The 13,512-nt window shown below is 70.8% G+C and carries 17 protein-coding genes and 1 tRNA gene; 4 read left to right on the forward strand and 14 right to left on the reverse strand.

Translation table 11 applies throughout. From position 1 onward, the window contains the following. Nucleotides 1-30: 30 nt before the first annotated feature. Complete coding sequence (locus VGL85_RS08375) at nt 31-1,062, reverse strand: COX15/CtaA family protein (RefSeq protein WP_331587988.1); 1,032 nt, start codon at nt 1,060-1,062, stop codon at nt 31-33. A gap of 89 nt (nt 1,063-1,151) precedes the next feature. On the opposite strand from VGL85_RS08375, the gene VGL85_RS08380 reads away from it, so the two are divergent. The 3 genes from VGL85_RS08380 (at nt 1,152) to VGL85_RS08390 (ending at nt 2,181) form a co-directional block, all read left to right on the forward strand. Then, the gene (locus tag VGL85_RS08380) at nt 1,152-1,349 is read left to right on the forward strand and encodes a DUF2842 domain-containing protein (protein WP_331587990.1); all 198 of its coding nucleotides are present in this window, start codon (nt 1,152-1,154) and stop codon (nt 1,347-1,349) included. 76 nt (nt 1,350-1,425) lie between these two features. Continuing rightward, nucleotides 1,426-1,502 (forward strand) — tRNA-Pro (locus VGL85_RS08385). Between the two features lie 214 nt (nt 1,503-1,716). Beyond that, entirely contained in the window at nt 1,717-2,181 is a 465-nt protein-coding gene (locus tag VGL85_RS08390; RefSeq protein ID WP_331587993.1) for a DUF992 domain-containing protein, read from the forward strand. Between the two features lie 9 nt (nt 2,182-2,190). Here the strand turns inward: VGL85_RS08390 and VGL85_RS08395 are convergent, their stop codons facing one another. From VGL85_RS08395 to VGL85_RS08420, 6 genes are all read right to left on the reverse strand, one after another. After that, the gene (locus tag VGL85_RS08395) at nt 2,191-2,592 is read right to left on the reverse strand and encodes a MerR family transcriptional regulator (RefSeq protein WP_331587996.1); all 402 of its coding nucleotides are present in this window, start codon (nt 2,590-2,592) and stop codon (nt 2,191-2,193) included. 13 nt (nt 2,593-2,605) lie between these two features. Then, complete coding sequence (locus VGL85_RS08400; protein WP_293365954.1) at nt 2,606-2,908, reverse strand: integration host factor subunit alpha; 303 nt, start codon at nt 2,906-2,908, stop codon at nt 2,606-2,608. Nucleotides 2,909-3,003: 95 nt separating this feature from the next. After that, complete coding sequence (locus VGL85_RS08405) at nt 3,004-3,981, reverse strand: beta-ketoacyl-ACP synthase III (protein ID WP_331588002.1); 978 nt, start codon at nt 3,979-3,981, stop codon at nt 3,004-3,006. After that, the gene (gene plsX, locus VGL85_RS08410; protein WP_331588004.1) at nt 3,978-5,066 is read right to left on the reverse strand and encodes a phosphate acyltransferase PlsX; all 1,089 of its coding nucleotides are present in this window, start codon (nt 5,064-5,066) and stop codon (nt 3,978-3,980) included. Before plsX ends, VGL85_RS08405 begins: the two co-directional genes overlap by 4 nt. Before the next feature lie 90 nt (nt 5,067-5,156). Further along, the gene (locus VGL85_RS08415) at nt 5,157-5,672 is read right to left on the reverse strand and encodes a DUF177 domain-containing protein (protein WP_331588006.1); all 516 of its coding nucleotides are present in this window, start codon (nt 5,670-5,672) and stop codon (nt 5,157-5,159) included. Then, nucleotides 5,672-6,214: a ubiquinol-cytochrome C chaperone family protein gene (locus VGL85_RS08420; RefSeq protein ID WP_331588008.1), complete on the reverse strand. Its 543-nt coding sequence runs from the start codon at nt 6,212-6,214 to the stop codon at nt 5,672-5,674. Before VGL85_RS08420 ends, VGL85_RS08415 begins: the two co-directional genes overlap by 1 nt. A 121-nt stretch (nt 6,215-6,335) precedes the next feature. Here VGL85_RS08420 and VGL85_RS08425 point away from each other — a divergent pair, with 121 nt between their 5' ends. Continuing rightward, the gene (locus tag VGL85_RS08425) at nt 6,336-6,845 is read left to right on the forward strand and encodes an outer membrane protein assembly factor BamE (RefSeq protein ID WP_331588010.1); all 510 of its coding nucleotides are present in this window, start codon (nt 6,336-6,338) and stop codon (nt 6,843-6,845) included. A gap of 144 nt (nt 6,846-6,989) precedes the next feature. Here VGL85_RS08425 and VGL85_RS08430 read toward each other — a convergent pair whose 3' ends face one another. The 7 genes from VGL85_RS08430 to ribH all read right to left on the reverse strand — a co-directional run bounded on the left by VGL85_RS08430 (nt 6,990) and on the right by ribH (nt 13,486). Then, nucleotides 6,990-9,116 (reverse strand): sodium-translocating pyrophosphatase, encoded by a 2,127-nt coding sequence (locus tag VGL85_RS08430; RefSeq protein ID WP_331588012.1) that lies wholly within the window; start codon nt 9,114-9,116, stop codon nt 6,990-6,992. A 392-nt stretch (nt 9,117-9,508) separates the two neighbouring features. Beyond that, nucleotides 9,509-9,961, reverse strand: a complete 453-nt coding sequence (locus tag VGL85_RS08435) for a hypothetical protein (protein WP_331588014.1) — start codon at nt 9,959-9,961, stop codon at nt 9,509-9,511. A 10-nt stretch (nt 9,962-9,971) separates the two neighbouring features. Further along, the gene (locus tag VGL85_RS08440) at nt 9,972-10,478 is read right to left on the reverse strand and encodes an isoprenylcysteine carboxyl methyltransferase family protein (RefSeq protein ID WP_331588016.1); all 507 of its coding nucleotides are present in this window, start codon (nt 10,476-10,478) and stop codon (nt 9,972-9,974) included. Continuing rightward, nucleotides 10,475-11,530: a type III polyketide synthase gene (locus VGL85_RS08445; RefSeq protein ID WP_331588018.1), complete on the reverse strand. Its 1,056-nt coding sequence runs from the start codon at nt 11,528-11,530 to the stop codon at nt 10,475-10,477. The genes VGL85_RS08440 and VGL85_RS08445 overlap by 4 nt, the downstream gene beginning before the upstream one ends. A 99-nt stretch (nt 11,531-11,629) precedes the next feature. Then, nucleotides 11,630-12,568: a thiamine-phosphate kinase gene (gene thiL, locus VGL85_RS08450; RefSeq protein WP_331588020.1), complete on the reverse strand. Its 939-nt coding sequence runs from the start codon at nt 12,566-12,568 to the stop codon at nt 11,630-11,632. Continuing rightward, nucleotides 12,555-13,025 carry a transcription antitermination factor NusB gene (gene nusB / locus VGL85_RS08455; RefSeq protein ID WP_414695205.1) on the reverse strand — a complete coding sequence of 157 codons (471 nt, stop codon included), beginning with the start codon at nt 13,023-13,025 and terminating at the stop codon, nt 12,555-12,557. The genes thiL and nusB overlap by 14 nt, the downstream gene beginning before the upstream one ends. After that, nucleotides 13,022-13,486, reverse strand: coding sequence for a 6,7-dimethyl-8-ribityllumazine synthase (gene ribH / locus VGL85_RS08460; protein WP_331588024.1), 465 nt, complete (start codon nt 13,484-13,486; stop codon nt 13,022-13,024). Before ribH ends, nusB begins: the two co-directional genes overlap by 4 nt. Nucleotides 13,487-13,512: the final 26 nt, after the last annotated feature.

Below are 13,512 nucleotides of genomic sequence, written 5' to 3' on the forward strand. Positions count from 1 at the left end.
AAGCGCCAGTGAATTCGCGGTAAGGCCGCCCTAGAGCCGGCGCACCCGCCAGGCGAAGGTCACGGCCAGGCTGAGGGTCAAGGCGGCGGTGAGCTGGTGGGCGACGCCGAGCCCGACCGGCGCGCGGGCCATCAGGGTGGCGACGCCGAGGCCGGCCTGGAAGAGGACGAGCAGGCCGAGCCCCAGGCCCAGCGCCTTCGAGGCCGGCGGCAGGTAGGACGAGCGCCAGGCCGCGCCCCCCAGGCCGAGGGCCACGATCGTCAGCAGATAGGCCACCAGCCGGTGGTGCAGCTGCACCGCCGCCTGGCTGTGCGCCAGCGTCGCCCAGAGGCCGGGGCCGGCGTAGTCGCTGGGGAACAGATGGCCCGCGAACAGCGGCCAGTCGTTGTAGACCAGCCCCGCCTGGTTGCCGGCCACCAGGGCGCCCAGCAGCATCTGGAAATAGATCAGGCCGATGAGCCAGAGGCCGCGCGAGCCCCAGGGGCTGGGCAGGGTCTGCCGCGCCTGGCCGGCCCAGGCGTCGAGCGCCGTCCAGATCAGCGCGCCCAGCAGGGCCACCGCGATGCCCAAGTGGATCATCAGCCGCTCCGGCGCCACATAGACCCGCCCGGCCAGGCCGCTGGCCACCATCCACCAGCCCACGATCGGCTCCAGCGCGCAGAGGCCGATGATGACGGCGAACTGCCACCACAGCCGGCGCGGCAGTTGGCGGCGGATGGCGAACCAGGCGAAGGGGATAAGGAACACCACCCCCAGCAGCCGGGCCAGGAGACGGTGCGCCCACTCCCACCAGTAGATGAAGCGGAACTGCTCCAGGGTCATGGTCGGATTGACCAGCCGGAACTGCGGGATCTGGCGATAACCCTCGAAGGCCTGCTTCCAGTCGGCCTGGGAGAGCGGCGGCAGAACGCCGCTGAGCGGCTTCCACTGGGTGATCGACAGGCCCGAGCCGGTGAGCCGCGTGGTCCCGCCCAGCACCACCATGCCCAGCACCAGGGCCGCCACGATCAGGAGCCAGCTGGCCACGGCGCGGGACCGGTCGGCGCGGAGGAAGGACGTCATCGGCGCGGCCTAGCGCGGAAAGCGGCGCCCGTCCACGGCTGGGCCAAGTCACCCTTCCCGCGGCGGGTCCGCGCGGCTATGCAACGGCGATGCACCCGCGCCTGCGCAAGCTGATCGGCCTCTTCGGCATCCTGGGCTTCCTGGTCTTCTACGTGGGCCTGGTGGTGCGCGGCGCCCGCTTCGTGCCCGAGCACGGCCCCTGGCAGTTCGCCTACTTCGCGGTGGCCGGCGTGCTGTGGGGCGTGCCGATCCTGCCGCTGATCAGCTGGATGAACCGGGGCGGCTGAGCGAAATCCGGGATTGCGGATTTCGGATTGCAGAGGGGCCGATCAGCCGCCATAAGGCGCGCTCGCCGCGAGGCGTCGGAGCGTAGCGCAGCCTGGTAGCGCACTTGACTGGGGGTCAAGGGGTCGCAGGTTCAAATCCTGTCGCTCCGACCATCGCAAAATCACGCAATTCGCTGATTTCGGGGCGGTGATCGGCCTGGACGGGCCTTTGGGCGGTGCGTGGCGCATGGGCGACACCCGGCGAGCGCCGAACCGCCAGCGGTGAACCCAGTCAGCCTCGGGGCGTTCTGCCCGGACCTGCGGCTGTGGCCGCGAGCGGCCGGTTACTCCTGGGGCTGTGGCGACCGCGCCCAATGGAGTTTGCCTTATGAAACGTCTCATCCTGCTGGGCGCCCTGGCCGGGTCGCTCGGATTCGCCTCCCAGTCGATGGCCGCCGTGAAGGTCGGCACGCTGACCTGCAGCGAGTCCCACGGCTGGGGCCTGGTGCTGGGCTCGTCGCGCCATGTGCAGTGCGTGTTCAGCAACGGCCGCGACACCGAGCGCTACGAGGGCTCGATCAACAAGATCGGCGTCGACCTGGGCTACAAGTCCGGCGCGAAGGTGATCTGGGCGGTGCTGGCCCCAGAGTCCGGCCCGCGTGAAGGCGCGCTCGCCGGCCACTACGGCGGCGTGACCGCCTCGGCCACCGCCGGCTATGGCGTCGGCGCCCACGTCCTGGTGGGCGGCTTCGACCGCAGCATCACCCTGCAACCCGTCAGCGTCGAAGGGAACCGGGGTCTCGACGTGGCCGCCGGCATCGGCGAGCTCACCCTGCGCCACGACGACACCTAAAGCCGGGCGCTAGCCCTTCAGCAGGGCGTCCAGCCGCGCCTTGGCCGCCTCCGCGGCGGCCAGGGCGTCGCGCAGGCCGCCCGGATCGGCCATGGCGCCGCTGGCGGCGGGCTCCGGGAAAGGCGCCGGGACGCCGCCGTCGCCGCCGCCGGCGGTCACCAGGCGGCGCAGGCCCTCCTCGCGGTGCAGCCGCTGGACGCCCTTGATGGTGTAGCCCTCGTCGTGCAGCAGATGGCGCACGCCACGCAGCACGGCGATGTCGGCGGGCCGGTAGAAACGGCGGCCGCCGGCGCGCTTCATCGGCCGGATGAAGGCGAACTTGGTTTCCCAGAAGCGCAGGACGTGTTGCGGCACGTGAAGCTCGTCCGCCGCTTCGGAGATGGTCCGAAAGGCTTCCGGCCCCTTGGCCACGCTCAGAGCGCCTTCATCGCGCCAGCGCGCGGTCCACCCGCGCCTTCATCACCTGCGAAGCCCGGAAACCGATCACTCGGCGGGGCTCGATCGCGGCAGGCTCGCCGGTCTTGGGATTGCGGCCCATGCGCGCGCGCTTGGCGCGCACCTGGAAGACGCCGAAGCCGCTGAGCTTGACCTGCTCGCCCTTCTCCAGGGCGACGGCCATCAGCTCCAGCACGCGTTCGACCAATTCACCGCAGTCCTGGCGCGTCAGGCCCACCTCTTCGTGGACCGCCTCGCACAGGTCCGCCCGTGTCACAGTCGCGCCCTTCATGGATCGCCTGCTCCCCTCACGTCAGCGTCACCGTGCCTTGATTGTCTTATCCCGTCAAAGACTTCAAGCGTCCGATTACGGAGCTTGCTTAACAGCTAGAGGCGAAGGACGCAGGCGCCCCAGGTGAGGCCCCCGCCCATGGCCTCCAGCAGCAGCAGCTGGCCCGGCTTCACGCGCCCGTCGCGCACCCCCTGGTCGAGCGCCAGCGGGATCGAGGCCGCCGAGGTGTTGGCGTGCAGGTCCAGCGTGGTGATGACCTTCGATTCGTCGATGCCGACCCGCTTGGCGACGCCCTGCAGGATGCGCAGGTTCGCCTGGTGCGGCACGAACCAGTCGACGCTGCCCACCGCGATCCCGGCGTCCCGCGCCGCCGAGGTGATCGCCTCGGAAATGTTCACCACCGCGTGGCGGAACACCTGGTTGCCCTGCATGCGCAGCTTGCCGACCTGGCCGTTGGTGGACGGGCCGCCGTCCACATAGAGCAGCTCCTGCTTGTTGCCGTCGGCGCGCAGCGCGAAGCCCAGGAGGCCGCGGTCGGCGGTGGTCCCCTGCCCTTCCTGCGGCTCCAGCACCACCGCCCCGGCCCCGTCGCCGAACAGCACGCAGGTGCCGCGGTCGGTCCAGTCCATCAGCCGGGTCATGGTCTCGGCCCCGATCACCAGGGCGACCTTGGAGCGGTTGCGGGCCACGAAGCCGTCAGCCACCGACAGCGCATAGACGAAGCCCGAGCACACCGCCTGGACATCGAAGGCCACGCCCACCGGGCAGCCCAGCTTGCGCTGCACGATGGTCGCGACCGCCGGGAAGGTGAGGTCCGCGGTGGTGGTGGCCACGATGATCAGGTCGACTTCGTCGGGCGTGCGGCCCGCCGCGGCGAGCGCGCGCGCGGCGGCCTCGACCGCCAGGTCGGAGACCGGCTGGTCGTCGCGCACCTGGTGGCGCTGGCGGATGCCGGTGCGCTCGACGATCCACTCGTCGGAAGTGTCGACGAACTTCGACAGATCGTCGTTGGTCACCACGCGTTCGGGCAGGTAGCCGCCCACGCCGGTCACCACGCTACGCAGCATCGTCACTCAGTGGCTCCTTGCGCGGCGGCGGCAGCTTCCGGCGAACTGCCCGCCGGGTCCGACGCCGGCTCGGCGAGCGCGTCGGGGAGCCGTCTCATATTCCTTTCGATCTCCGCAGAGAAGCCGCTGTGCGCCAGATCGACGGCCAAACGGATCGCCTGGGCGAAATCGCGGGCGCTGGCACCGCCATGGCTCTTCAGCACGATACCGTTCAGGCCCAGGAACGGGGCCGCGGGCGGCGGGCTGATCCGATCGCGGAACTTCCGCAGCGCGGATCGGGCCAAAACGGCGCCCAGGGTGGTCATCAGGCCGCCGGTAAGCGCGCCGATCAGCTCGGCGCCCATGAATTTCGCCGCGCCCTCCATGGCCTTCATGGCTACATTGCCGGTGAAGCCGTCGGTGACGATCACATCCACCGCGCCGCCGGTGATGTCGTAGCCCTCGACGAAGCCATGGTAGGCAAGATCGATCTTGCCCTCGCGCAGGATGCGGCCTGCCTCGCGGACCTCCTCGTGGCCCTTCATCTCCTCGGCCCCGACGTTCAACAGGCCGACGGTGGGCTTGGCGGTCCCGTAGGCGGCGCGGTGGTAGGCCTCGCCCATGATCGCGAATTCCACCAGGCGGGCGGCGTCGCAGTCGATGTTCGCGCCCACGTCGAGGAAGGTGGTGATACCGCGCGGCGTCGGGATGCTGGCCACCAGGGCGGGCCGTTCCAATTCGCCGATCATCCGCAGGATCAACCTGGAGATCGCCATCAGGGCGCCGGTGTTGCCAGCCGAAACGGCGGCGACGGCCTCGCCCTCGCGCACCGCCTCCACGGCGTTCCACATGGAGGAGCCTTTGCCGCGGCGCAGCGCCTGGGCGGGCTTTTCGTCCATCGCCACCACCTTGTCGGTGTGGCGGATCTCGACGCGGGCGCGGGCCTCGGCGTGGCGCGACAAGCCACGGGTCAGGACGGCCTCGTCGCCGTGCAGCAGGAAGCGGACGTCAGGGGGCAGCGCCTGGGCGGCGCGCACGAGGGCCGGAATGACCACGGGCGGTCCGTGGTCACCGCCCATGGCGTCGATGGAGATCACCAGCGGTTGGGTCAAGACGAAGCTTTGGTCCTAACGACGGGTCCCGCCGGATTCGCCGGCGACGATAGCCAACAGGCTCGGCAATGCAAACAAGGCCTTAGGTCGTTAAGGCCCCTCGCCCTTCAACTTCTTGAGTACAGCGAAGGGCGAGTCGGGCTCGGGCGGGGCATCAAAGGCGAACGCTTCGCCGGGCTTGCGCGCGAAGGGGTCGATCTCCAGCGCCAGGTGCTCGACCACATAGGCCGCCAGGTCAATGGCGTCGCTGTCCAGGACATCGGGCGGATCGGGCGCCTCGGGGTCGAGGTCCGCCTCGCCGCCGACCGGCTCGACCGCGTTGGGGCTGCCGGCGGGCACGGCGCGGACCTCGATCGGGCCGGCCAGCGGATGCTCGAAGGCCTCCAGCGAGACCGCGCTCTCCTGCTCGACCACGGCGTCGAAACGGCCGGCGATCTCGACCCCGTCCAGCCAGGGGCGCACGCTTAGGCGGGCGCGGAGCGACGGCAGGCCGAGGAGGCCGAGCTGCTTGGCGACCTTGGCCCGTTCCGCCGCGTCCGGCGCAAGGTCGTAGGTGGCGGGCGCGCGCACCTCGCTCAGCCGCACCGGCTTGGTCCAGGCGTCCATCACAGCGGCTTCCAGGACACCTCGCCGGCGACCAGCGCCTCCAGGGGCTGGAGGGCCAGGTCGGCGCGCTCGGCCAGGACATAGGCCGCCAGGGCCGCGGTGGGCGGCGCCTCGACGCCGGCGTAGAGCGTGCGGCCGGCCAACGCCGTCAGCGCGGACTCGTCCGGCAGGGCGGCGAAGGCGGCCTCATAGGACTTGCAGCGGCCGTAGAAGGCCTCGCCCAGCTTGCGCATCTTCTTGCCGACCGACAGATCGCCGACGCCCATTTCGCGCAAAGCGTGGTCCAGCGACTTCACATAGGTGTCGAACAGCGCCTGGGAGACCTCGCGCGCATCGTCGCGGCCCTGGGCGTCCGCCGCCCGCAAGCGGTCGAGCAGCAGGACCACGTGCAGGCTGTAGGCCTCGAACCGGCCCTCCACGGTGTCGGGGATGGCCAGGTCGGTGTATAGGCCCGGCTCACGCGACTGGGCGACCACCTTTTCGTAAAGGGCGCGGCCCGCGCTGACGGCCGGACGGGTCCGGAACAGACGCTCCAACAACATGACGCCTCGATTTCGCCCGATCCCATCCATAAAGCCGCATTGAACTAAGGGCCGAGCGACGATAGGTCAAAGCCCCAAGTCAGAGCCGCACCGCGCCGGGAACAGATCCTTGCCTTCACCGATGTCTTCGAAAGCCGCTTTCGCCGCCCTGGCGGCCGGCCTCCTGCTTCCCGCCGCGCTCGCCGGCCTGTCGGCCTGCGCGCCGGTCGCCAGCTATTCCGGCTTCCAGGCCATCGAGTCGGACCCGAAGGACGTCAAGGTCGGCACCGACACCAAGTCCACGGTCCGCACCCGCCTGGGCTCGCCGTCCACGGTGGGCGCCTTCGACGCCGACACCTGGTTCTACATGAACCAGCTCAAGTCGCGGGTGGCGTTCAAGCGGCCCGAGGTGATCTCGCGCAACATCACCCGGATCACCTTCAACAAGGACACCGAACTGGTGGAGAGCGTGAACACGGTCACCCTGAAGGACGGCAAGGCCATCGCCTTCAACGGCCGCGAGACGCCCACCCGCGGCCGCGAGCTGACCATCCTCGAGCAGATCCTGGGCAATGTGGGCCGCGGCGGCTTCCTGCCCAACAGCGACGAGGAAGGCGTGCCCGGCAACCGGCCGGGCGATCGCCGGAACTGAGCGCGCAGCGACGCATCCCCGCCCCCGGTCCGACCGAATGGTCGGCCCGAGGATAAACTCCGGCGGGAATCCATGCGGTGCGAACGAAAAACGCCCCGGAGATCGCTCTCCGGGGCGTCTTCGTATCCGCCGTGCGGCGGGGGCTTAGTGGACCACCCCGTGGGCCAGCACCGCCAGCAGCAGCAGGGCCACGATGTTGGTGATCTTGATCATCGGGTTCACGGCGGGACCCGAGGTGTCCTTGTAGGGGTCGCCGACGGTGTCGCCGGTCACGGCCGCCTTGTGGGCCTCAGAACCCTTGCCGCCGTAGTGGCCCTCTTCGATCAGCTTCTTGGCGTTGTCCCAGGCGCCGCCGCCCGAGGTCATCGAGATGGCGACGAACAGACCGGTGACGATCACCCCCATCAGCATGGCGCCGAGCGAGGCGAAGCCGTTCACCTTGCCGGCGATGGCGCGGATCACGAAGAACAGCACGATCGGCGAAAGCACCGGCAGCAGCGAGGGGACGATCATCTCCTTGATCGCCGCCGAGGTCAGGATGGCCACGGCGCGGCCGTACTCCGGCTTCACCTCGCCGGTCATGATCCCGGGGTTCTCGCGGAACTGGCGGCGGACTTCCTCCACCACCGACTCGGCCGCGCGGCCCACGGCGGTCATCGACAGGCCGCCGAACAGGAAGGGCAGCAGGCCGCCGAACAGCAGGCCCACCACCACGTAGGGGTTGCTAAGGTCGAAGGCGACCGCGCCCAGGCCGTCGAAGAAGCTGCCCGGCTGCGCATTGGCCGCGAAGAACTTCAGGTCCTCGGTGTAGGCCGCGAACAGCACCAGGGCGCCCAGGCCGGCCGAGCCGATGGCGTAGCCCTTGGTCACCGCCTTGGTGGTGTTGCCGACCGCGTCGAGGGCGTCGGTGGTGACCCGCACCTCCGGCGGCAGGCCGGCCATCTCGGCGATGCCGCCGGCGTTGTCGGTGACCGGGCCGAAGGCGTCCAGCGCCACGATGAAGCCGGCCAGCGACAGCATCGAGGTGGTGGCGATGGCGATGCCGAACAGGCCCGCCAGATTGTAGGTGACGATGATGCCGACGATGATCACCAGCGCCGGCGCGGCGGTGGACTCCAGCGACATGGCCAGGCCCTGGATCACGTTGGTGCCGTGGCCGGAGACGCTGGCCTTGGCCACCGACTTCACCGGGCGGAAGCCGGTGCCGGTGTAGTACTCGGTGATCACCACGATCAGCGCGGTCACCACCAGGCCGGCGATGCCGCACCAGAACAGGCTCATGGAATCGAAGGTCTTGTCACCCACGGTGAGCGGGGCGGTGACCAGGGCGTGCATCACCCACCAGATGGCGCCGATCGACAGCACGCCGGTGACCATCAGGCCCTGGTAGAGGGCGCCCATGATGTTGTTCGACTTGCCCAGCCGCACCGCGAAGGTGCCGATGATCGAGGTGACGATGCAGACCCCGCAGATGGCCAGCGGCACCAGCATCATGTTGGTCACCGCTTCGGTCCCGCGGAAGAAGATCGCCGCCAGCACCATGGTGGCCACGGTGGTCACCGCATAGGTCTCGAACAGGTCGGCGGCCATGCCGGCGCAGTCGCCGACGTTGTCGCCCACGTTGTCGGCGATGGTCGCGGCGTTGCGCGGGTCGTCTTCCGGGATGCCGGCCTCGACCTTGCCCACCATGTCGCCGCCCACGTCGGCGCCCTTGGTGAAGATGCCGCCGCCCAGACGGGCGAAGATGGAGATCAGCGAGGCGCCGAAGCCGAGGGCCACCATGGAGTCCACCACCTCGCGGCTGGTGTTCTCGTGGCCGAGCGGGCCGGTGAGGATCGCGAAGTAGCCGGCCACGCCGATCAGGGCGAAGCCCGCCACCAGCATGCCGGTGATGGCGCCCGAGCGGAACGCCAGCGACAAGCCCTTGCCGAGGCCCTCAGAAGAGGCCTGGGCGGTGCGGACGTTGGCGCGCACCGAGATCAGCATGCCCACGAAGCCGGCGGCGCCCGACAGGATCGCGCCGATGGCGAAGCCCGCGGCGGCCAGCGGCCCGATCAGGAACCCCACGATGATCAGGATCACGACGCCGACGATGCCGATCGTCGTGTACTGCTTGTTGAGGTAGGCCTGCGCACCCTCCTGGATGGCGGCGGCGATCTCCTGCATCTTCGCGTTGCCGGGCGAAGCCCGCAGCAGCGACGCGGTCTGCACGGCGCCGTAGAGCACGGCCAGAAGCCCCGCCCCGATCACCAGCATCAAAATCGAACTCATATCGTGCGCACCCCTTTGCGATCGCGCGGAGGGGAAACGACAGCCGCCTGGAATCTGCGGCTCCGGTTCGCTCCCAACCCCTGGATTTCCCCAAGAAACGAGGCGCGCTCCCGACGCAGCCCCGGACAAGAGGCCGATAAGTGCCAAAGTTGGCCCGCGCGCGCAACCTGCGCCGCTGAGCGCGAACAGCCACCCACCCCCGGTCGTCATGGCCGGGCCTGTCCCGGCCACCCCTACACGCCGGCGGCGCCGGATGAATTCCAGCGTCGGCGCAGCGATCTCTTCTGCAGATGGCGGTCTCTATGGGTGGCCGGGACAAGCCCGGCCATGACGGTTGAAAGATGATTGAGTCATCAGCCTAAGGCGTGTCCGGCGGAGCCGGCCTCCTTCGCCTAGGGCATGTCCGGCGGAGCCGGACGGGGCGGCATGACGCGCTTCTGCGGCGACTGCTGGGTGATGGTCACCGAGGCGACCGCGCCAGGCGCGATGGCGTTGGCGTCGCGGGTCATGGCGGCGATCAGCCTGGCGTCGTCCAGCTTCTGCCAGTCGTTCGGCAGGACGAAGGGCGTCTTGTGGCCGTCGCGGACCAGGGCGTCGCGGAACATCGGCTCCTTGTCGCGCAGCTTGATGATGTCGGCGCTGGCCTTCAGGTTCACCCGCACATAGACGAAGACGTAGTTCACCAGCCGCCCGTCGACGACGATCGGCAGGGCGACCGGTTGCAGGTCGACGTACTGACCGACCTCCTTGGTCTTCTTCTCCTCGGCCGCCCGGGTGAGCGCGGGCGCGGCCCAGGCGCCGGCAAGGGCGGCGACGGCGATGAGACTCAGCAGCGGCTTCCTCATGCCGCGCAGGCTACGCCCGTCCAGGTTGCCGGAAGGTTGCAAGCGCGCGGTCCTCGACGCGGATGCGCCAGGCCAGCATGGCCGCGTTGAGCAGCGAGAAGACCGCGGCATAGGCCGCCAGGCCGAAGACCAGCGGCAGCACCGCGATCTCGCCCGCCACCACGAGGTAGTTGGGGTGCGGGATCAGCCGATAGGGGCCGCGGCGCACCAGCGCCTCGCCGGGCATGACGATGATCCGCGTGGTCCAGCGCCGCCCGATCGAGGCCAGCACCCAGACGCGCAACACCTCCAGCACCAGATAGGCCGCGAGCCACCCCAGGCGCGCGGGACGGTCCCAGGCCTGCCACCACAGCCCGAGAAGCCAGGCGGCGTGCAGGGCGACCATAACCGGATAGTGGGCGCACCCGCGCTCGATCCCGCCGGCCGCCAGCAGGCGGTGTGTGTTGCGCCGCGCGACCACCAGCTCGCCCAGCCGCTGGGCGCTCACCAGCCCCAGGATGGCCACCGAGAGGATCACGCGGCCTCCAGGGTCACCGCGCTCGCCGTGAAGCCGGGGCCCATGGCGGTCAGCACCGAGCGCCTGGGCAGGCCCGCGCGCCGCGCGCGGTCGAGGATGAACAGCACGGTGGGCGAGGACATGTTGCCGTGGTCGGCCAGCACCGCGCGCTCATGGTCCAGCGCGCCCTGGCCCAGGTCGAAGGCCGCCTCCATGGCTTCGATCACCTTCATGCCGCCGGGGTGGCAGACGAAGCGCCCGACATCGTCCAGGCCCAACGCCTGCGCGGCCAGCATGGCCTCCATCGCCGGACGGATCTCGCGGCGGACGAAGCTCGGCAGGTCGCGGGTGAGCACCACCTCCAGGCCCCGGGCGCCGACCTCCCAGCCCATCACGTCGAGCGTGTCGGGCCAGGTGTGCTCGGCCATGCCGGTGACGGCCGCGAAGCCGTCCGCCTCGCAGGCCAGCACCGCCGCGGCGGCGCCGTCGCCGAAGATGGCGGTGGAGATGATGTCGGCCTTGCCGAGCGCCTCCAGGTTGAAGGCCAGGGAGCAGAGCTCGACGCAGACCAGCAGCACCTTGGCGCCCGGCTGGGCCCGGGCCAGCCGCGCCGCCAGCGCCAGGCCGGTCGCCCCGCCCGCGCAGCCGACGCCGAACAGCGGGACCCGCGCGGCGTCGGGCCGGAAGCCCATCCGCGCCATGGCCCTGGCCTCCAGGCTGGGCGTCGAGACGCCGGTGGTGGAGACGGTGACGATCACATCGACCTCGTCGCCCCCCAGGCCCGCATCGGCCAGGGCGCGGCCGGCCGCCTCGCAGAACAGGTCGAGCGCCGCGGCGTCGTAGGCGGCGGCGCGCTCGGGCCAGCCCTGCGGGCGCAGGTACCAGTCGAGCGGCATGGCGAACTGGCGGCGCAGCACCCCGGCGTTCTGGAACACCGGGGCCATGTAGGCGAACTTCGGGAAGCGGGCGGCGAAGACCCGGTTGGCCTCATCCACCACCTGTTCCTGGGTCAGGCTGTGGGCCGGCGTGGCGGTGGCCAGGGACAGGATGTTGGCGTGCGGCGGAGCGGTCATGGCTGGCCTTTGGGTCGCTGTCCCTCGCATCCCAACCCGCGGCCACGGCCAAGGTTCCGCCTTACGCCGTCAGCCTATGATCCGCGGCCTTCGCCTGGGTCAGAGATGCCGCCAGCCGCCCTGAGCGATCTTCATCTCGCGACCGGCGCAGAACACCCGCGTCCCCTCACCCGCCTCGACGGCGCCGATGGCGGTGAAGCCCGGCGGCGGCGTATCGGCGAAAGCGGCCACGATCTCGTAGTCGTCGCCGCCGGTGGCCAGGCGGATCAGGGCGGCGGCGCGGTCGCTCTGCGCGTCCAGCCAGCGCCGGGCCGGCGGCGACAGCGGCAGGGCGTCGAGATCGAGGCGGATCGCGACCCTGCCGGCCTCGCCGATATGGCCCGCGTCGGCCACCAGGCCGTCGGAGACGTCGGCCGCGGCGTGGGCCTGGGCCCGCAGCGCCGCGCGCAGCTCCAGCCGCGGCGTCGGCAGGCGGTAGCGGGAGGCCAGCCGGCCGTCGGGGTCGTCGATCTCGCCCTTCACCGCCGCCAGGCCCAGCGTCCCGTCGCCGATCGCGCCACTGACCGCGACCACGTCGCCGACCCTGGCGCCGGCGCGGCGGACCATGCGGCCTTCGGGAACCCAGCCCAGCGCGGTCAGGCTGGCGGTGAACGGGCCGGGGGTGCTCACCGTGTCGCCGCCCAGCAGGGCCAGCCCAAAGGCCTTCAGGTCGTCGCCCAGGCCCTCAGCGAAGGCGGCGCGCTCGGCCGGGCCGTAGGCCTGCGGCCAGGCCACCGCCAGGAAGCAGCCGAACGGCTCGGCCGCCTTGGCCGCCAGGTCCGAGAGGTTCACCCGCAGGAGCTTGCGGGCCACCAGGGCGGGCGCCTCGCCCACCGGGAAATGCACGCCCTCGACGATGGCGTCCTTGGTGACCACCAGGTCGTGGCCCGGCCGGGGCGAGACGACGGCGGCGTCGTCCAGAAGGTCGAAGGCGCCCGGCGCGCCGCCGGTCAGCGGGCGGAACAGCCGCGCGATCTCGGAGAACTCATCGCCCCCCATGTCCGGGCTTTCGGGCGTCTTGGGCCACCGCGTCCAGGGCCCCGTTCACGAACCCCGGCTCCGGCCCTTCGAAGAACGATTTCGCCAGCTCGACATATTCGTCGATGGCCACCTCGATCGGCACGTCGGGACGGTGCAGCAGCTCGAAGGCCCCGGCGCGCAGGATGGCGCGGGCGGTGGCGTCCAGCCGGTCCAGCCGCCAGCCGGCGGCGAGCTTGCGGGCGATGGCGGCGTCGACGGCCTTCTGATGCTCGACCACGCCGCGCACCAGGTCGGCGAAGAAGGCCTCGTCGGCGGCGGCCAGCGGGGCCTCGCCCTCGTCGGCGTCGCGGTCGAAGCGATGCTCGGCGAACTCGCGGATCACCGCCTCGGCGCCCACGGCGGAGACCTCCATCTGGTAGAGCGCCTGGACGGCGGCGAGGCGCGCCACCGAACGCGGCTTGGGCATGTCGCTCATCGCTGGGCGGCCTGGAACTGCTGGCGAAGCGCCACCATGGTGAGCGCCGCGCGCGCCGCCCCGCCGCCCTTGTCGCCCGCGCTGGCCCGCGCCCGGGCCCAGGCCTGGTCCTCGTCCTCGCAGGTCAGGATCCCGTTGCCGATGGCGAGCCGCCTGGCGACCGTCAGGTCCATGAGCCCCCGCGCGCTCTCATTGGAGACGATCTCGAAGTGGTAGGTCTCGCCGCGGATCACCGTGCCGAGGGCCACATAGCCGTCGTAGGCCGCACCCGCCGTGCGGTGGCCGCCCTCCTCGGCGATGGCGATGGCGCCGGGGATCTCCAGCGCGCCGGGCACCGTCACCACCTCATAGTCCGCGCCGTGGGCGCTCAGGGCGTCGACCGCGCCCTTCAGAAGCTCGTCCGCCAGATCGGAATAGAAGCGCGCCTCGACGATGAGGATGCGGACTTTGTCTTGGCTCAAGGAGGGCCTCATGGGGTTCCGGAGGG

The sequence above is a fragment of the Phenylobacterium sp. genome, assembly GCF_036501465.1.
Lineage (GTDB): Bacteria > Pseudomonadota > Alphaproteobacteria > Caulobacterales > Caulobacteraceae > Phenylobacterium.